We start from the raw sequence: 16,844 nt of genomic DNA, 5'->3' as shown, positions 1-16,844 counted from the left end.
ACGGAGTTTTTGTGGTTCCCCACCATTACCAAGGTAACCGAAGGTAGTTGATAGGTTCGCCCGCTTTGGCACCTTCCGGGCTCAGCACCATGATGGCATCTGCTGATGCCAAGCCACGGAGCATCGCCGATCCGATGTGTTCGGCCGGTGCCAGCGCGTCGGGCCCGGTGCCGGTGGCATCCGGGACCCAGCGTGCCGGGATGAGCCGGTGCCGCCCCGGTAATGGTGCAAATTCTACGGCGCTTTGTGCGCTGCGTAGCGTTGCGAGCGGGCGTCCACACCCCGCGCGGAGAATGGGGTCGACCAACGTGGCCACAGCCATCAAGGCGGCCAGCGGGTTCCCGGGAAGCGCCACCAGGAGGCGATCACCCGGCAGCGTGGCGAGCATCGAGGGATGTCCCGGGCGCATGGCTATGGAGGAAATTACTTCAGCCCCGCCGACCTCACGTACTGCTGCCCGCACGAAGTCTCGCTCCGAGAATCCGGTACCTCCGGTGGTGATAATCAGGGATGAGGCACGAGCCTGCTCACCGTCAATCGCCTCGATAGTTTGCTCCAGCGTGTCTCCGATCCGGACGCTACTGCCGGTTGTTCCGCCCAATGCAGTGATGATTTGTGGGAGCACCGGGGAAAACCCATCGCGGACTTGTCCCGGGGCGGGGAATCCGGAGGTGATGACCTCATCCCCGGTGAAGACCAGATGCACAACGGGCGGCGAACTCAGCTCCAGCTCGTCGTGCCCGGCCACAGCAGCGGTGGCGATGACTCCGGCACGCAGTAGTGTGCCGGCAGGAGCCAGAAGCTCACCGGTGTTCGCCTCCCTGCCAGCATCTCGAATGTCCGCGCCGTAGGGAAGCTCGCGAGTTGCGCTCAGCACGCTGCCAACCAGAGTGGAGTGTTCCGAACGCAGGATGGCGGTAGTGTTACTCGGAATCAGGGATCCGGTAACCACTGCGCTGGCCTCACCCGCGCCCAGTACCGGTTCGCGGCCGCTTCCGGGGTTGGTGGCGTGGGCCTTGAGCAGCAGCCACGGACCGGTACCGTTTACCGCGTATCCGTCCATGGCGGACGTGGCGCAGTGCGGCATCGGATACTTGGTGCGCAGGTCAACCGCGAGAATTCGACCTGCAGCTCGATCCAGGGGTAAAACTTCGGAGGTACCTGCGATGCCTAAGCCAAGCTGATGGGCACGTGCGCGGGCGGCTTCCCAACCGTGTTCTTCCATGGAGACTAGGCGTTGTCGGCGTCGGCGGTGCGAGCCGCAAGTACAGCGCGAACCAAGGTGTCGGCCGAATCCATGGCTGGCTTTTCGCTGGCCTTGCCGCTACCCACGGCCATTCCTGCCGCGTACCCCGCGAGGTAGGTAGTCAGCGGGGCGGCAGGCCTTACGATGGTGTGCGCGGCAACCCCTGCCAGAGAGAGCACCTGATCGATGTCAACCTGGGTATCGGTGAGTTCAAAGGCGGCCAAGAGTTCACTAACCCATTGTTCAAGTTGGGCTTCCTGCATGCTGTGTTCTCCTTGTCAGTGGCCGTTGGCCACCGCTATGCCGTGCCGCCCGGCGTCCCCGGGCGTATCGATGTCACTGAAGTCCGCGTCGGGAAGCTTCAGTCGCTCCATCTGCACTGTAGCAAGCAGACGCATCATTGATGCATTTTCAAGACTTCCCCGCGGTTCCGAAGCCACCGTGATGGCGCGACGCAAAGAATCGGTAAGGATTGCGCAGGAGAGCGTCTGCAAAACTCCGGCAGCATCCTGCGGGACCCACGCTTCGGTGCCCGGGGCTGGATTCAGCGTTGCCTTCAGCAGGGCTTGGACTACCGGTCCCGGGTCTAAGAGGTCAGACGCCAAAACAACGGTGAGTGCCGAGGGCTGATTCGCTTGCTGCGCGTCCTCGTCATCTGGGCCATCGTCCAACGCGGCACGTCCTGCAGCCACTGCTGCGGCAGGTCCAGCAAAGCTGGGGTACTCGCGGGTGATGACCACGCGTTGGTAATCTGGTGCAGAATCCATGTACCGGGTGACCGCTTCGGCCAATGCGTGAGCACCCACCACGGCAATGCTTTGGGCTTCACGTACCGCATTTAACGAATGCTCGAGTAGCGTTTCGCCATGGTGTTCAAGGAGGGGTTTGCTGACGCCGCCCAAGCGTGATCCGCGGCCGCCGGCCACGATGATCGCATCATATTTCATGCTGCACTCCGTAAGAAGGGACTCCATGCTTCTGCGGGGCGCTCGAGTTCGGTGATGAACCACTGCGCACCACGCGGTCTGCTGGGGGCGAACCGTAGTTTCCAGCCGAGTTGCGCAAGCGTCCGGTCTGCTTTGACGCTATTGCAGCTCTGGCAGGCTGCCACTAAATTCTCCCATGAATCTTCTCCCCCGCGGCAACGCGGGGTGATGTGGTCAATCGTGTTGGCGCTGCGTCCGCAGTAGCCGCAGCTGTGACCGTCACGGCGGAGCACTCCGCGTCGCGAAACGTGGGCGACATTTCGATACGGTGTGCGGATGTAGCGGTTCAGGAGAATCACCGTCGGTCGTGGCATGACCTGGTTGACCCCCATGATGGGGTCGCGGTCGTCATCTGCCAGGACGGTGGCCTTCCCCGTGAGGACAAGGAGCAGCGCCCGGCGAAAAGTAACAACCGCCAGTGGTTCAAATCCTGCATTCAGTACTAGGGTTCGCATGGGCGCATCCTTAGATCCTGACCCGGCGCAACTAAGGGACCCGTTCACAACGGAAATCCCTCACGTCGGCGCACGCGGCACTCGGCTTTGGCTCCTGTGCCCTAGCCTAAAACAAGAAAGCAGGTTTTTGCGCACATTTGGGGGCATCTGGTTAAAAAGCCACCAAAATTTCCCCTGGTGTACATCGAGGCGGCGAGCAAAGCTCAGCGAGCGACAGTTCGTCAAGTCGACGATTCTCGGGTTAAACGCAAATCCCCGGTTGATCCAATGAGATCAACCGGGGATTTGTGAAGTTTTCGATTAGCCCTTGAGGGTGTAGTAACCGTAGAGCGGGTTGCGCGATACATCGTGGATGATGGTGTCAACGGTCGGGTTCTGAGCGCCGATCATCTTGCCGCCACCGAGGTAGATGCCAACGTGACCGCCACCGTTCTGGAAGACCAGGTCGCCCGGCTTGGGGCTGCTGGTGCGAACGAACTGGCCCGATGCGCGGATGGCAGAGGTGCCGCGTGAGATGTTGATGCCGTTCTGGGCGTAGACGTAAGCTACGAAGCCCGAGCAATCCCAACCCGACGGTGAGCCGCCGCCCCATACGTAGGGAACGCCAACGTACTTGACTGCGGTTGCCGCGATACCGGAAAGGTTTGCGGTGTTGACCGAGTCGCTCTTGGCGGCCGGTGCTTCAGCAGCTGAAGACGATTCGCTGGAGGATTCGCGGTTCGAGCGGGTGACCGGTGCGGAGGCATCCGAATCGCTGTTCGAAGTGGAGCGTGAGCTCGTGTTCGAGGTCGAGTTTGACGTCGAGTTCGAGTTTGAGGTTGCATTCGAGCTGGAACGCGTCACCGGTGCGGTGGAGTTCGAGCTGGAGGAAGTCTGGGCAGTGACCTCATTGGCCACGGCGACAACTACGGGAGCCGGTGCCGGCTTAGAGGTGAACGCTGCGCGCTCGATCGTCAGATCCTTGCTCTGCTTTGCCGAGACAGAAACTGCCTTGACGGCGACGCGCTCTGCGGAGAGGCCTTCAACGGGAACGGCGGTTGCTTCGCGGGAAACATTTCCCTGAGCTGCCGGAACACCGAGGGTCAGTACGAGACCTGATGCGGCTGCAATTACTGCTGCCTGACGGCCAACCGATCCAGCGTTCGAGGCGACTGCCTTCGAGATGGACTCTAGTGGGTTGGTCCGAACTGCGGTCGCGCGGTGGCGGCCTAGTGCTTGACGTGTAGTCACGTGGTATTGCCTCTCCTGATGCCTACGAGGTGAGCTGTCGGGTTCGAGTGGGAGTCACTCGGCAATCCGGTCCCTAGACCGAACTACTTAACCCCAAGGCTTCCTGTGTGGAAACCGAAAGTGGGTCCCCCGCCACTGCCAAACGAGTTTTGAACGGACACCGTGGGCTGGCAGTGCTCGGCACTTCCCGCGGCGGTGAACAGGGTTGATCCCTGGTCACGTATCTAGAATATATGAAGCGAATCCAAAAGTCACGTTCTGATCACGGAACGGTGACAATTGTCGTTATAACCAGGCTTCGGGGTTGACCCATTGGCCGTTGACGATGACCTCAAGGTGCAGGTGAGGGCCGGTTGAGTTGCCCGTGCTACCGCTCAAAGAAACTACGTCGCCACGCTCAACTTTTTGTCCGACCTTTACCTTCAAGACCGAGTTGTGGTTGTAGCTGGTGTGCAAACCATTGCCGTGGTCGATCTCCACGCGGTAACCGGAGTGACCGGCGAGTTCCGATTGAACGACGATGCCTGCGGCAGCGGCCTTGACCGGCGTGCCCAGGGGAACTCCGTAGTCCAGACCATTGTGGTTCATGTAGCCGGCTGCCGTCGGATTCTTGCGGTATCCGAATCGCGAGGTCAATCGAACATTGTCAACCGGCTGGGCCAGAACACCAGAGGTGGCAATCTTGGTAACGTCCCCACCGGCTGCGGTCATGACCGTCGCCAGCTTGTCTTCCTTGGTGAACTTGCTGGTCACCGATGCCCGAACAATGGAAACTTCTTCACTGGCCGGGGCCTTGACGTCAACAACGACGGACTCGGCCACGCGCTGCGTGTCGGCGGCAAGCTCTTCGGTTTCCTGACCGGGAGTCGCCGCAGCAAACGCCAGACCCGAAACCGCAGCAACAGCAGCGAGCTTGTGCGCGAAACCAAGGCGAGAATGCTTCTTGACCGGCGCGAGCGCCAGAACATTGTCCATCTCATCTGAGCCGGTAGGCAACGGGGCCGGCTCGATAACAGCCGAGGGCAGTACGACGATTTCGGAGGCGGCAATCTCTGCCTGATCGGGCAGGGCACCGTAGCGCAGCGCCGCATTAAAGCGGCGGCCAATGTACTGTGCTGCGTCCGATGCATCGACGGCTTCAGGGACTACGCTCAATGCGCGTCGGCCGGATGAACGGGAAGAACTTTCGCCGCTGAGTGCGGATTCAACAATCTGGTCTAGCGATTCTTCAACAGGTGAAGCATCAACTGCCCCGGGCGCACGGCGACGTCCGGAAGTGTGCTGCTGTGTCAAATGACAACCTCTCATGTATCGCCTGCGAAGTTAGCTGTCGGATTCGAGTCATGAGATCAACTCGGCCGTGCCCACCAAAGCGGACTCGACTTCACCCCAAGATCCATGGCCAAAAGCCATGCAACGGTTGAATGGGTCCTCCGCCCCTACCGGAAATCCATGCTCCCAGATCCGCCGGTAGGGTTATGCGAACCGGATCAAGAGAGATTGCCTAGTGCAATCCAAGGTGCAACACTACCGGGATTTATACCAAAGTTACAATTCCGTTATCATCCAAGCGACGGACAAATACATGGGCACTAACTTCGGTGGGAAGTTCCAACGCGCCGTCAATTCCTTCAACGCGGACCACCACGTATTCTCCGGCCCGTTCCAGCGTGACTAGGGCACCGGGGCGAATTCCGCCCTCATCAAGCTGTACGAGCAGTTCGGGTTCCACCTGAATGGTCTCGGCAAGTCGCTCGACTCGAACGGGTCCCACGTTGCCATCCAACAGCGCGGAATCGAGATTCTGAACACGTACGGAGATTTCGGCGAAACCGGGACCACCGAGGGCTTCGAGCCCCGGGATCGGGTTTCCATAGGGGGAGACATCTGGTCGGCCGAGCAGGGCGAAGAGTCGCTGCTCAACGCGTTCGCTCATCACGTGCTCCCAGCGGCAGGCTTCCTCGTGGACGAATTCCCACTCAAGTCCGATCACATCGGCCAAAAGGCGCTCGGCAAGGCGATGCTTGCGCATAACGCCGGTGGCGAGGGCAGCGCCCTGTTCGGTGAGTTCCAGGTGGCGATCGGTATTCACAATGACCAGCCCGTCGCGTTCCATCCTGGCCACCGTTTGCGAGACCGTTGGCCCGGAATGCCCAAGCCGCTCAGCAATACGTGCGCGCAAGGCAACAACGCCCTCTTCTTGGAGTTCAAGAATGGTACGCAAATACATTTCGGTGGTATCGATCAGGTCAGACACGTGTGCAGCTCCCGCATGGGTCGATTTTTCAACAGTTCACTACACTTTCCACTCTACCCGCGTCACGCGTTCACATTTCGGACGCCTTATTACACATTGGGAGCCAGCGTGCGCGATTATTGATGTACTGGCACCCGCAGCGCGCGTGAGGAGAATGGCGCAGCGAGGGTGTTCAAGCAAAAAACACCTTTATGAGGAGCAACATGAGCACTGCCGTGACTATTCCCCAAGAACTCTTGCCCGTCGACGGACGTTTCGGCGCAGGACCGTCGAAGGTGCGCCCCGAGCAGGTTCAGGCATTGCTGGATGCCGGTACAAAGCTCCTGGGCACCTCGCACCGCCAGGCCCCGGTGAAAAACCTAGTTCGCGACATCCAAGAGGGGTTGAAGACGTTCTTCAATGCCCCGGCTGACTATGAAGTGGTTCTCGGTGTGGGCGGTTCCACCGCGTTCTGGGACATCGCATCCTTCGGCTTGGTCCGCAACAAGGCTCAGCACCTCTCATTCGGCGAATTCGGTTCAAAATTCGCCGCAGCCACCAACAAGGCACCGTTCCTGGCACCGTCTTCCATCATCGTTTCCAAGCCCGGCACCCGACCGACTCCCGTGGCCGAAGCTGGCGTCGACGTATACGCTTGGCCTCAAAACGAGACCTCCACCGGCGTCGCGGCTCCCGTGCACCGTGTTGAAGGCGCAGACGAAGGTTCGTTGGTCATCATCGACGCCACCTCCGCCGCAGGCGGTTTGGATGTTGATGTCTCGCAGGCCGACGTCTACTACTTCGCGCCACAGAAGAACTTCGCGTCCGATGGCGGTTTGTGGATTGCGCTCTTCTCCCCCGCCGCCATTGCGCGCGCCGAGGAGATCGCAGCCTCCGACCGGTGGATTCCGGACTTCCTGAACCTGAAAACGGCGATCGACAACTCGCGCCTGAACCAGACCTACAACACTCCAGCACTCTCCACCCTGGTGTCGCTTAACGCTCAGGTGCAGTGGCTCAACAGCAACGGTGGATTGGCATTCGCTGCAGCTCGAACCGCGGACTCCGCCTCGCGCATCTACAACTGGGCAGAAGCGTCCGAGGTTGCCACCCCATACGTCGTTGCAGCCGAAGATCGCTCCAACGTCATCGCCACGATTGACTTCGATGATTCCATCGATGCGGCAGCTGTGGCCAAGACCTTGCGCGCCAACGGTGTGGTTGACGTCGAGCCGTACCGCAAGCTCGGTCGCAACCAGCTGCGCGTGGCCACCTTCGTCGCCATCGAGCCCGACGACGTATCTGCCCTGCTTAAATGCATCGAATATGTGCTAAAAAACAGCTAATCACTGAGCTGCGAACCGGGGGCGTTACCCGGGGAATCGGAATCATTTCCGGGTCCCCGGGTAACGCCCCTTTTCTGCAGTGGCGGTTCACGCCGTGGCCCCAACAGCAAAGGGAGTCGCTAACGATCACCGATCGCTGGCCACTCCCTTAGCTAAATCGGGTGAAAAATCTCCCGGTTGACTAATCTCCTATTTGGAGTCGCCTTCGTCCGGATCGCTGAGCTCTTCAGCCGCGGTCCCTTCGTCATCGATCGATTCCTCGGCGGCGTCCGGGTGGGCTGCGAACTGGCTTGAGTCGGCGTCTTCGACCTCGCTGAACACGGCGCCTTCGGCGATGGCTGCTGCTTCCTCGGCGGCGCGACGCTCGGCGTCAATTTCTTCCGGACGCACGCGTTCGGCCCAGGGAACCCAAGCCGGAGCCAGGAGTGCTCCCTTGCCAGGAAGGATGCCCACCTCACATACGGTGATGTCCTTGGCCTGAGCGCGGGCAACACGGGTCACCGTTGAGAACCAGCACCAACCTTCGTAGCCAGGCTGGAGTGCATCAAAGAGGTGAGTCACCAGTCGTTCGCCGTCGTTGAGCGAATCAAGATGCTCACCGATCGTGGACTCGTCGGTAATTTCCAGTAGTGCAGCGCGAGCTTGGTCTACTGCCTTGGCTAGGGTCGTATCAAGTAGTGGTTTGCGTGCCATGTGATCAGGCGTCCAAATCGTCGGCTACGGCGCGCAGGACTGCCGCCATCTTGGCACCCTGCGCCTTTTCGGGGTAACGGCCGCTACGCAGCCCATTGGAGACCGAGTCGAGCACCTTAATGAGGTCCTCGATCAATATGGCCGTGTCCTCTGCCGGCTTACGCTTGGCGCGCGCCAGGGAGGGCGCGGCGTCCAGAATGCGTACGCTTAGCGCCTGGGCGCCCTTGCGTCCTTCGGCGATGCCGAATTCCATGCGTGTACCGGCGCGTAGCTCGGTCACTCCCGCGGGCAACGCTGACGCGTTCAAATACACTTCCTGGCCCTCGTCGGTTACCAGGAACCCGAACCCTTTTGAGGGCTCGTACCATTTCACTTTGCCGGTTGGCACGTCTAACTACCTCGGTTCTTGCATCTCAATGGGTATCGCCGGATTCAAAGTTTGTTCCGCGATCCCAATTCTTATGATCTCCCGGCGCGAAACCATGCATTCCGACCCCTTTTGGGGCTTGTGGGCGGGCTCATGCGTCCGGGGAAGTCTTATATCTTCTAGGGTACGACATCAACGGCTTTTACCTTCTCCAAGGCCAGATGTCACAAGCATTTAGGGGCCACGCTCACCGGCGCGGTAGTTTTAACCCGTGAACACCCCCGCCACCACGCCCCCAGCCCAACGCCTACTTACGCTTTTGGCCGGCGCTATCGCCACCATCTCATTGGCCACCCTGGTCATCATCCTGATCCAATACGTGATGCATGTTAGCCCCACTCCGGCCCTGCTAGCCGTGTCGCTCTATGGTTTACCGATCGCCTTCATCCTGCTCATGGTGATACTGGTGCTGAACTTCCGCCAGCGCCGGGGCTCCAACTAAGCGTCCTTGCACGGCAAACTCGGGCGAAATTAGAGGCAACCTTGAGGTCAGGGAAGCTTGGCCTCTCAAGCAACTCACAGGATTCATACAGTTAGCGGTTGCAGACTGGTATCCATGAATGCCAAAACTCCCGAAGCAAAGCTCCTGGTCGTCGACGACGAACCGAACATCCGTGAATTGCTTTCCACCTCCCTGCGCTTCGCGGGTTTTGAGGTTGTTGCTGCAGCCAACGGCCGCGAGGCCCTCGCCGCGGTAGAGGCAGACACCCCTGACCTCGCCGTGCTGGACGTCATGCTCCCGGACATGGATGGCTTCACCATCACCCGACGGCTGCGTGCCGCGGGCAAGCATTTCCCCGTACTCTTCCTCACCGCACGTGATGACACCGAGGACAAGGTCACGGGTCTGACAGTGGGCGGGGACGACTACGTCACCAAGCCTTTCAGCCTCGACGAGGTGGTTGCCCGCATCCGCGCGGTGCTCCGCCGCACACAACCAGCCGAGGAAGACGGTGCGATCATTCGCGTTGATGACCTAGAGCTGGATGACGACGCGCATGAGGTCCGCCGCTCGGGCGAAGTTATTGATCTCTCCCCCACCGAATTTAAGCTGCTGCGCTACCTGATGATGAACCCCAACCGGGTTCTCTCCAAAGCCCAGATCCTTGACCACGTGTGGGAATACGACTTCAATGGTGACGCCTCAATCGTGGAATCCTACATTTCGTATCTGCGCCGCAAGATCGATGCGCGCCCGGAGTGGCCATCCCTGATCCAAACCAAGCGCGGTGTCGGTTACCTCATGCGCACGGCCGACCGCCGCTAAACGAAAGGCCGGTTCCCCCACGTGGAAAGCGCCCGCAGATTCTGGCGACAAGTCTCGTTGCGGACCAAGCTGGTGGCCCTGATGAGCGCCCTGATGATTGCGGGCATCGGGGTCACGGCCCTCGGCTCGGCTCAGTCACTACGACTGATGCTCACCGCTCAATTAGACACGGATCTGAAGTCCAACTCGGCAACCATCACCGCCACCATGCTCAACGATTACGCGGGCATCTCCTCCATCAACCCCAAATCCAATGGGCTGGCCCGTTTTTATGGGGACCTGCGGGACGAGTCTGGCAGCATTCTCTATACGATGCCGCACAACACGGCCACCACCAGCGATGCCACCGACATTCCCCAGCTAGATGCCAACGACTTAACGCATCTCCGTGAAGACGCCGCTGCCTCAATCTCGGTGGCCGGAAGCACGGAAAATTCGGGCGGGTGGCGGGTGCGCATCGTTGATCTTCCACGCACCGACTACGACCTGATTTATGCCCTGCCGATGGGCGCGGTACAGGACACCGTGACTAAGGCGGCCATGCTGGTGATGTCCACCGGCATGCTGGCCACCTTGTTGATGTCGATGATCGCCTACGGGATCACCACCCGCGCCTTGCTGCCGTTGTTGCGCGTTGAACGCACCGCGGCCGCCATTGCCGCCGGTGACCTGTCCCGACGAGTGGAGGACTACCCGCCCGAAACCGAGGTGGGGAGGCTCTCCCGATCGCTTAATGCCATGCTGGCCCACATCGAACATGCCTTCCGTGGCAGAGCCGCTTCCGAACGCAAGATGCGCCGCTTTATCCAGGACGCCTCCCACGAGCTGCGCACCCCGCTGGTGACTATCCAGGGCTACTCCGAGTTTTATCGCCAGGGCGGACTGGCCGACCCGGAGATGCTGCGCACCGCCATGGGCCGTATCGAGGCCGAATCCAAGCGCATGGGTCAACTGGTCGAGGATCTGCTGACCCTGGCACGGCTGGACGAGCAGCGCCCGTTGGACCGCAAGCCAGTTGATCTCCTGCTCCTGGCCAGCGACGCGGCCGAGGACACCCGGGTCAACGCCACCGACCGCAAGGTGCGATTGATGGGCCTGGATGGCGGGGCACCACAGCCAGCGCCGACCAGCGGAGATGAAGCAAGGCTGCGGCAGGTGGTGGCGAACCTGATGACCAACGCCCTGCGGTATACCCCGGAGGGCACCGACATCGAGATCGCCGTGGGCGTTAAGCCGGTGATCGACGGACGTTCGGATGCAGTATTAGAAATTCGCGATCATGGACCAGGTATCTCCGAGGAGGACGCCGGGAGGATCTTTGAGCGTTTCTACCGTTCCGATTCCTCGCGGCAGCGCGAAACCGGAGGCACCGGACTTGGTCTGGCCATTGTTGCCGCCATTGCCGCCCAGCACGACGGTTCGATCCGCCTGAGCGAAACAGCCGGTGGCGGGGCGACCATGTCGATCCACCTGCCCTGGGTCAAACCAGAAGACGAGCCGGAGGACAGCAGTCTCGAGATCGACTGAGATTGACCTTCGGAGCTTTTCCACACCCCGTTGCGTACCTTGGGTTCGCGGCGGGGTGTCCGCTTTAGCCTAGGCACGAAGGCACTTCCGGCTAGTCTTGGGCTGCCTCCCGCCGCGGCCAGTAGTATTCCCGCCACGGTGCCAAACGCCATCATGTGGGAGCCAAATCAATCATGAGCACTTTTGCCGCTAATACCAACGAAATGCAGGCCCGATCCATGAACCTGCAAGCCACCATCGAGCGTGTGCGGGCGGAGGTGAATTCACTGACCTCCTCACTGCAAGATCTGCAAGGCACGTGGCAGGGCGCCGCCTCGACGAATTTCCAATCGGTGGTCGTCGACTGGCGCAACACCCAGGCTCGTGTCGAGGAATCGCTAACCTCCATCGGTACCGCATTGAACCGCGCCTCGGTGCAATACGACGAGGCGGAGGCCGCCAACGCGTCACTGTTCACCTACTGAGACTGCCCCACGTGGCGCGGTCCGTGCCGGGAGAGCTGACGCGTATTAGTCTGAGAACGTGTCCATCCTCATTGATCCCCCGGCATGGCCGGCCCACGGAACGCTCTTCTCGCATCTGGTCTCCGACCTGTCGATCGATGAATTGCACGATTTTGCCCGGGCCCATGACGTTCCCGAGCGCGCCTTCGACCGCGACCACTACGATGTTCCACTGCGACTCCACGAGCAATTAGTGGCCGCCGGCGCCATCTCGGTCCCAGCGACCGAGTTAGTCCGCCGGCTCATCGCCTCGGGGCTACGGGTACGGTCCAAGGAACGCCCCGAGCGGCTGGATGCGGTGTTGTCATCCCGCTGGGAGGCGTTGGGCCTGAATGCTCCGGCACTGGGAAATGAGCTTTTGGATTGCTGGAGTCAAGAGCAGCGTCAGTACCATGATCGAGCACATTTGCTGGCCGTCCTCAAGGCGCTGGACACACTGAGCGATACGGCAGAGCATGGAGCCGATCTCCTCGCGCTGCGCTTGGCGGCGTGGTTCCACGATGCGGTGTATCGCGGGACACCAATCGACGAGGAAGAATCAGCAGCGCTGGCAGCCACTCGGCTCGGCGAACTCAGGATCGATCCGCAGGTGGTTGATGAGGTAGTTCGGCTGGTTCTCTTGACTCGCACGCACAAGCCCACGCCGGGAGATACCAGTGGCGCTCTCCTCTGTGATGCGGATCTGGAAGTGCTCGCTCGCCCCGCGGCCGCCTATAAGCGTTACACCGAAGCGGTGCGGCGTGAGTACGCCCATGTGCCAGACACAGATTTTGCTCGAGGACGCACGCTGATTCTGCGTGGACTCTTGGAGGGCGGGTCGCTGTACTCAAGTGAACGGGCGCGCAGCTTGTGGGAGGGCGCAGCCAGAGCCAATCTTGAAGCAGAGCTCAATGATTTGGCTTCCTTGCGCGGCTAGGGGCTGACGCCGATAATAGGGTAGGTACTACGCATTTAGGCACTGGTCCCAAAGTGTTTCATGGTCCTTAACGAATCTCGCGGCTTTTGCCCAGTGCTCCCCGTGCCCTTCGACGAACATACTGCCCCACGGTTGGATTCCATCTCGATAAGAATCCGCCAGCAGGTCGTACATGGCTTGAGTTCTTGCCACCATGGCCGCCGACAGTCCGACGAGCAGTGGGCCATCGGCGTGATAACCGTCAATAACGACGGCGCGAAGCCGAGCTGCTGCAGCCTTCGGTTCTTGGCCGTCCACGAGGAAAGCAAACGACTGCGCGGCATAGGCCAGGTCCCATAATCGGGTGCTCGGTCCGGCTCCGTCCCAATCGATAAAGGCCATGTTCCGTCCAATGATCAGGTTCCACGGAGCCAGATCGTTGTGACAGACCAAATCTGCATGCTTAACAGGAATCACGGTGTTCCACGAATCCTCCTCCCCGAGTGAGAAAGAAGCCGAAGCGTCGTGAATTTGCCGAACGATCCGACCGACGTCGCGCAGGACAGGATCCGATAGGGGCCGATCTAAGGGGACGCTACGACCCGAAATAAACTCGGTGACCTGTCTCCCATCAACATCGCGGCCAAGCGGCTCTGGGACATCGTGCAGCCCCTGTTCCCGTAGGTGCGTCATGAACCGGTGTACCGATGGGGTGCTGGTGCGCCAGGGCTTGCGAACGGTTGAGTCCACGCGCACCACCTCGGCCGTGGCGTTGCCGCCGGAGAGCGGCTCTTCAATAGTGGCCATGGGCCCATAGTAAACCGAAGTCAGTCGAGTTAAAGCCGAAAGCCGCCATCCGGGGCAGATGCACCGAAGCTCCCCTACCGGGGGTATTCGGTACACCGCTGGAAAGCGGCTTTCGGTCTTAGCTAGGTACTGCTAACGCGCGTAGGCGTGGTGGGGCAACGGGGGGATTAGAATCCGCCCATGCCGCCCATGCCACCCATGTCGTCGCCACCCGGTGCTGCTGCGCCGGCCGGAGCCGGCTTATCAGCGACAACGGCTTCGGTGGTCAAGAACAGACCAGCAATGGACGCGGCGTTCTGCAGGGCAGAGCGCGTGACCTTTACCGGATCGTTCACGCCGGCGGCGAGGAGGTCCTCGTAGACGCCGGTAGCTGCGTTCAGGCCGTGGCCTGCAGGCAAACCCTTGACCTTGTCGGCGACAACGCCCGGCTCCATGCCGGCGTTGAAGGCGATCTGCTTCAGCGGAGCTTCGATGGCAACGCGAACGATGTTCGCACCGGTTGCCTCGTCGCCCGTGAGCTGCAGCTTGGCGAACGCAGCAGCGCCGGCCTGGATGAGGGCAACGCCGCCACCGGCGACAATGCCTTCTTCAACAGCAGCCTTGGCGTTACGCACTGCATCTTCGATGCGGTGCTTGCGTTCCTTGAGCTCAACCTCGGTTGCGGCACCGGCCTTGATGACTGCAACGCCGCCGGCCAGCTTGGCCAGACGTTCCTGCAGCTTCTCGCGGTCGTAATCCGAATCCGTGTTCTCGATTTCGGCGCGAATCTGGTTCACGCGACCGGCGATCTCCTCGGCGTCGCCCGCACCCTCGACGATGGTGGTCTCGTCCTTGGTGACAACAACCTTGCGAGCAGAGCCCAGCAGGTCGATGGTGGCGTTTTCGAGCTTCAGGCCGATTTCCTCGGAGATGACCTGGCCACCGGTGAGGATGGCGATGTCGGCCAGCATGGCCTTACGACGGTCGCCGAAGCCCGGAGCCTTGACGGCGACGGACTTGAACAGACCACGGATCTTGTTCACGATCAAGGTAGCAAGGGCTTCGCCCTCGATGTCCTCGGCGATGATCAGCAGCGGCTTGTTGGACTGCATGACCTTCTCAAGGATCGAAACCATGTCCTTGACGTTGGTGATCTTCGAGTTGACGATCAGGATGTACGGATCCTCAAGGACCGTTTCCTGACGCTCGTTGTCGGTGACGAAGTAGGCCGAGATGTAGCCCTTGTCGAAGCGCATACCCTCGGTGAGCTCAAGCTCGAGGCCGAAGGTGTTCGACTCCTCAACGGTGATGACACCTTCCTTGCCGACCTTGTCCAGTGCTTCGGCGATCAAGGCGCCGATTTCGTTATCACCAGCGGAGATCGATGCGGTAGCAGCAATCTGTTCCTTGGTTTCGATTTCCTTGGCGGAAGCCAGCAGCTCGACGGTGACGGCTTCAACGGCCTTTTCGATGCCACGCTTCAGGGACAGCGGGTCAGCGCCGGCAGCAACGTTGCGCAGGCCTTCCTTGACCAGTGCCTGAGCCAGAACGGTGGCGGTGGTGGTGCCGTCGCCTGCGACGTCGTCGGTCTTCTTGGCAACTTCCTTGACGAGTTCCGCGCCGATCTTCTCGTACGGATCGTCGAGCTCGATCTCCTTGGCAATGGAGACACCGTCGTTGGTGATTGTGGGTGCGCCCCACTTCTTTTCCAAGACGACGTTGCGTCCACGCGGGCCAAGGGTAACCTTGACGGCGTCGGCCAGGATGTTCAGGCCGCGCTCAAGGCCGCGGCGTGCTTCCTCGTCAAATGCAATCATTTTGGCCATAGTGGCTTATGTCCTTTCGGGACGTTCATGCGTATCTACGACCTGAGGCAACGCCCGCGACGGACGAAGAATCCACGATGTCATGGGACGATCGCAAAATCTTCTCGCTGCCCTGGTCAAGGACTCACTCGAACTCCGTCCCGAAACCGCGTATTTCCGCTCGATAATTCGAACGTATTAGCAGTCGAGACGTGTGAGTGCTAATACAAATCTTGGCACTCAACCACTCGGAGTGCAAGCTGTGGGTCTTTGCCGAGAGCGTAGTTCCGCCTACCGCGACTTAGCTGTAAGTACTTCCCAGGACAATGGCAATATTTCCCGGGATGTTAGCACTCTGCATGACCGAGGTGATGCCCAGTTCCTGAGCGGCTGCCTCGGCAGTGGCCTTCTGGGACTCGACACGGTAGTAAACGGTCGAGTGGGTGACCTTTTTGGTCCAGTTATCGGCGAAGGCGTTTACGAAGCCGGCGCTTTGCAGCTGGGCGCGAGCAATTCCTGCCAGGCCACCGGTTTCGGATCCGTTGTAGACGCCCATGGCCAGGGTGGCGTCAACATCCGCGGGCAGGTCGCTTGGACTTGCGCTCTCGGATTCGCTCGAAGAGGGCTCGGATGAGGGTTCTTCGCCCGGCTCGCTCGGGTCAACAGACTCGCTCGGGTCAACTGAATCGCTCGGGTCAACAGACTCGTTGCTGGACGATGGCTCGGTGGAGGAGGTTGCTTCGGTGGCCGTCGCGTCGCTGGAGCTACTGCTCGCGGCAACCGGTGCCGGATCTTTGGAGGTAGCAACGAACTTGGGCAGGACGGTGAACGATAACAGTCCCACTACAAGTGCAATCACGCCGAAAGCCATCAGCCAGCTCAGGCCGGAGCGAGCCCCGCCCACGCTGGCGGCAGCTGCCCAACCGTTTTCGCGGTGCGAACCGCTACGGTTGTTGAACTCTGGGACGCGATCGAATTCATCGCGCGGATAGTTGGTCATGCCCGTCCTCGGTGATGTCTCTTGCAATGTGGGCAGGCGCCCGGGTTGGAAAACCAACGTGTCCGGGCACCGAAGCACCCCAGATGCGTTGCTTTCACGCCTCGGTTCCGAGCCGTTTCTCCGACCGAGCGCGATGCCTCGTCGATCTGAGTCTACGCAATCGCTTGACCAGCATGGGGTCATAAGCCAATGCCGCGTCCGTGTCGATGAGTGTGTTAAGTAGCTGATAGTAGTTTGTCGGGGAGATAGAAAACATTTCCGAAATGGCTTGTTCCTTGGCTCCGGCGTATTTCCACCACCGGCGCTCCAGCGCGAGAATCCGCTGGGAACGCTCGTCCAGATCGCTAGATTCATCGGGCTCAAATTCGATCCCAAGTGCCTCGCTAGACATCGCACGTCCCTCAACAATCCAGTTCTCACACGATGGAGAACTGCCGGGCAA

General features: G+C 60.4%; 19 protein-coding genes and 2 riboswitches. Of the genes, 6 read left to right on the top strand and 13 right to left on the bottom strand.

The window, feature by feature from the left end:
- Positions 1 to 25: 25 nt before the first annotated feature.
- The 7 genes from KUF55_RS02550 to KUF55_RS02520 all read right to left on the bottom strand — a co-directional run bounded on the left by KUF55_RS02550 (position 26) and on the right by KUF55_RS02520 (position 6,174).
- The gene (locus tag KUF55_RS02550) at positions 26 to 1,225 is read right to left on the bottom strand and encodes a molybdopterin molybdotransferase MoeA (protein ID WP_218817890.1); all 1,200 of its coding nucleotides are present in this window, start codon (positions 1,223 to 1,225) and stop codon (positions 26 to 28) included.
- Positions 1,226 to 1,230: 5 nt separating this feature from the next.
- Complete coding sequence (locus KUF55_RS02545; RefSeq protein WP_132362391.1) at positions 1,231 to 1,509, bottom strand: DUF6457 domain-containing protein; 279 nt, start codon at positions 1,507 to 1,509, stop codon at positions 1,231 to 1,233.
- Between the two features lie 15 nt (positions 1,510 to 1,524).
- A complete protein-coding gene (locus KUF55_RS02540) occupies positions 1,525 to 2,193 on the bottom strand; it encodes a molybdenum cofactor guanylyltransferase (protein ID WP_218817889.1) in 669 nt (222 codons plus the stop codon).
- Positions 2,190 to 2,687: an HNH endonuclease gene (locus KUF55_RS02535; RefSeq protein WP_132362394.1), complete on the bottom strand. Its 498-nt coding sequence runs from the start codon at positions 2,685 to 2,687 to the stop codon at positions 2,190 to 2,192. The genes KUF55_RS02540 and KUF55_RS02535 overlap by 4 nt, the downstream gene beginning before the upstream one ends.
- Positions 2,688 to 2,987: 300 nt before the next feature.
- Positions 2,988 to 3,917, bottom strand: coding sequence for a C40 family peptidase (locus KUF55_RS02530; RefSeq protein ID WP_132362395.1), 930 nt, complete (start codon positions 3,915 to 3,917; stop codon positions 2,988 to 2,990).
- A 5-nt stretch (positions 3,918 to 3,922) separates the two neighbouring features.
- Positions 3,923 to 4,083, bottom strand: a riboswitch (cyclic di-AMP (ydaO/yuaA leader).
- 119 nt (positions 4,084 to 4,202) lie between these two features.
- On the bottom strand, positions 4,203 to 5,210 hold the full coding sequence (locus tag KUF55_RS02525) for a M23 family metallopeptidase (protein ID WP_255557250.1): 1,008 nt from the start codon (positions 5,208 to 5,210) through the stop codon (positions 4,203 to 4,205).
- A 3-nt stretch (positions 5,211 to 5,213) separates the two neighbouring features.
- Positions 5,214 to 5,397: riboswitch (cyclic di-AMP (ydaO/yuaA leader) on the bottom strand.
- A gap of 57 nt (positions 5,398 to 5,454) precedes the next feature.
- A complete protein-coding gene (locus tag KUF55_RS02520) occupies positions 5,455 to 6,174 on the bottom strand; it encodes a metal-dependent transcriptional regulator (RefSeq protein WP_218817888.1) in 720 nt (239 codons plus the stop codon).
- 203 nt (positions 6,175 to 6,377) lie between these two features.
- Between KUF55_RS02520 and serC the strand changes: the two genes are divergently transcribed.
- Positions 6,378 to 7,499 carry a phosphoserine transaminase gene (serC, locus tag KUF55_RS02515; RefSeq protein ID WP_132362400.1) on the top strand — a complete coding sequence of 374 codons (1,122 nt, stop codon included), beginning with the start codon at positions 6,378 to 6,380 and terminating at the stop codon, positions 7,497 to 7,499.
- A 189-nt stretch (positions 7,500 to 7,688) separates the two neighbouring features.
- Here the strand turns inward: serC and KUF55_RS02510 are convergent, their stop codons facing one another.
- On the bottom strand, positions 7,689 to 8,192 hold the full coding sequence (locus tag KUF55_RS02510; RefSeq protein WP_132362401.1) for a DUF3027 domain-containing protein: 504 nt from the start codon (positions 8,190 to 8,192) through the stop codon (positions 7,689 to 7,691).
- Between the two features lie 4 nt (positions 8,193 to 8,196).
- Positions 8,197 to 8,580 carry a cold-shock protein gene (locus KUF55_RS02505; protein WP_132362403.1) on the bottom strand — a complete coding sequence of 128 codons (384 nt, stop codon included), beginning with the start codon at positions 8,578 to 8,580 and terminating at the stop codon, positions 8,197 to 8,199.
- Between the two features lie 250 nt (positions 8,581 to 8,830).
- On the opposite strand from KUF55_RS02505, the gene KUF55_RS02500 reads away from it, so the two are divergent.
- The 5 genes from KUF55_RS02500 (at position 8,831) to KUF55_RS02480 (ending at position 12,832) form a co-directional block, all read left to right on the top strand.
- Complete coding sequence (locus KUF55_RS02500; protein WP_132362404.1) at positions 8,831 to 9,061, top strand: hypothetical protein; 231 nt, start codon at positions 8,831 to 8,833, stop codon at positions 9,059 to 9,061.
- Between the two features lie 114 nt (positions 9,062 to 9,175).
- A complete protein-coding gene (locus KUF55_RS02495; RefSeq protein WP_132362406.1) occupies positions 9,176 to 9,886 on the top strand; it encodes a response regulator transcription factor in 711 nt (236 codons plus the stop codon).
- Positions 9,887 to 9,907: 21 nt separating this feature from the next.
- Positions 9,908 to 11,413 carry an ATP-binding protein gene (locus KUF55_RS02490; RefSeq protein ID WP_132362408.1) on the top strand — a complete coding sequence of 502 codons (1,506 nt, stop codon included), beginning with the start codon at positions 9,908 to 9,910 and terminating at the stop codon, positions 11,411 to 11,413.
- 173 nt (positions 11,414 to 11,586) lie between these two features.
- Positions 11,587 to 11,877: a WXG100 family type VII secretion target gene (locus tag KUF55_RS02485; RefSeq protein ID WP_132362409.1), complete on the top strand. Its 291-nt coding sequence runs from the start codon at positions 11,587 to 11,589 to the stop codon at positions 11,875 to 11,877.
- Between the two features lie 58 nt (positions 11,878 to 11,935).
- Positions 11,936 to 12,832 (top strand): DUF4031 domain-containing protein, encoded by an 897-nt coding sequence (locus KUF55_RS02480; RefSeq protein WP_218817887.1) that lies wholly within the window; start codon positions 11,936 to 11,938, stop codon positions 12,830 to 12,832.
- A gap of 27 nt (positions 12,833 to 12,859) precedes the next feature.
- On the opposite strand, the gene KUF55_RS02475 is transcribed toward KUF55_RS02480, so the two are convergent.
- The 4 genes from KUF55_RS02475 to KUF55_RS02460 all read right to left on the bottom strand — a co-directional run bounded on the left by KUF55_RS02475 (position 12,860) and on the right by KUF55_RS02460 (position 16,793).
- The gene (locus KUF55_RS02475) at positions 12,860 to 13,618 is read right to left on the bottom strand and encodes a phosphotransferase (RefSeq protein WP_132362412.1); all 759 of its coding nucleotides are present in this window, start codon (positions 13,616 to 13,618) and stop codon (positions 12,860 to 12,862) included.
- Between the two features lie 167 nt (positions 13,619 to 13,785).
- Positions 13,786 to 15,423 (bottom strand): chaperonin GroEL, encoded by a 1,638-nt coding sequence (gene groL, locus KUF55_RS02470; protein WP_132362414.1) that lies wholly within the window; start codon positions 15,421 to 15,423, stop codon positions 13,786 to 13,788.
- 280 nt (positions 15,424 to 15,703) lie between these two features.
- Positions 15,704 to 16,402, bottom strand: a complete 699-nt coding sequence (locus tag KUF55_RS02465; RefSeq protein WP_218817886.1) for a LytR C-terminal domain-containing protein — start codon at positions 16,400 to 16,402, stop codon at positions 15,704 to 15,706.
- 94 nt (positions 16,403 to 16,496) lie between these two features.
- Positions 16,497 to 16,793, bottom strand: a complete 297-nt coding sequence (locus KUF55_RS02460; RefSeq protein ID WP_132362418.1) for a DUF3263 domain-containing protein — start codon at positions 16,791 to 16,793, stop codon at positions 16,497 to 16,499.
- Positions 16,794 to 16,844 lie beyond the last annotated feature (51 nt).

This window comes from Paeniglutamicibacter sp. Y32M11 (assembly GCF_019285735.1).
Taxonomy (GTDB): domain Bacteria; phylum Actinomycetota; class Actinomycetes; order Actinomycetales; family Micrococcaceae; genus Paeniglutamicibacter.
Note: the sequence above shows the minus strand (reverse complement) of the source record. Positions and strands in the feature narration are given on the sequence as shown.

What these genes read in the sequence shown, in the direction of transcription:
- KUF55_RS02550 (WP_218817890.1), bottom strand. Translation starts at nt 1,225, where the DNA reads ATGGAAGAACACGGTTGGGAAGCCGCCCGCGCACGTGCCCATCAGCTT.
- KUF55_RS02545 (WP_132362391.1), bottom strand. Translation starts at nt 1,509, where the DNA reads ATGCAGGAAGCCCAACTTGAACAATGGGTTAGTGAACTCTTGGCCGCC.
- KUF55_RS02540 (WP_218817889.1), bottom strand. Translation starts at nt 2,193, where the DNA reads ATGAAATATGATGCGATCATCGTGGCCGGCGGCCGCGGATCACGCTTG.
- KUF55_RS02535 (WP_132362394.1), bottom strand. Translation starts at nt 2,687, where the DNA reads ATGCGAACCCTAGTACTGAATGCAGGATTTGAACCACTGGCGGTTGTT.
- serC (WP_132362400.1), top strand. Translation starts at nt 6,378, where the DNA reads ATGAGCACTGCCGTGACTATTCCCCAAGAACTCTTGCCCGTCGACGGA.
- KUF55_RS02510 (WP_132362401.1), bottom strand. Translation starts at nt 8,192, where the DNA reads ATGGCACGCAAACCACTACTTGATACGACCCTAGCCAAGGCAGTAGAC.
- KUF55_RS02495 (WP_132362406.1), top strand. Translation starts at nt 9,176, where the DNA reads ATGAATGCCAAAACTCCCGAAGCAAAGCTCCTGGTCGTCGACGACGAA.
- KUF55_RS02485 (WP_132362409.1), top strand. Translation starts at nt 11,587, where the DNA reads ATGAGCACTTTTGCCGCTAATACCAACGAAATGCAGGCCCGATCCATG.
- KUF55_RS02475 (WP_132362412.1), bottom strand. Translation starts at nt 13,618, where the DNA reads ATGGCCACTATTGAAGAGCCGCTCTCCGGCGGCAACGCCACGGCCGAG.
- groL (WP_132362414.1), bottom strand. Translation starts at nt 15,423, where the DNA reads ATGGCCAAAATGATTGCATTTGACGAGGAAGCACGCCGCGGCCTTGAG.
- KUF55_RS02465 (WP_218817886.1), bottom strand. Translation starts at nt 16,402, where the DNA reads ATGACCAACTATCCGCGCGATGAATTCGATCGCGTCCCAGAGTTCAAC.
- KUF55_RS02460 (WP_132362418.1), bottom strand. Translation starts at nt 16,793, where the DNA reads ATGTCTAGCGAGGCACTTGGGATCGAATTTGAGCCCGATGAATCTAGC.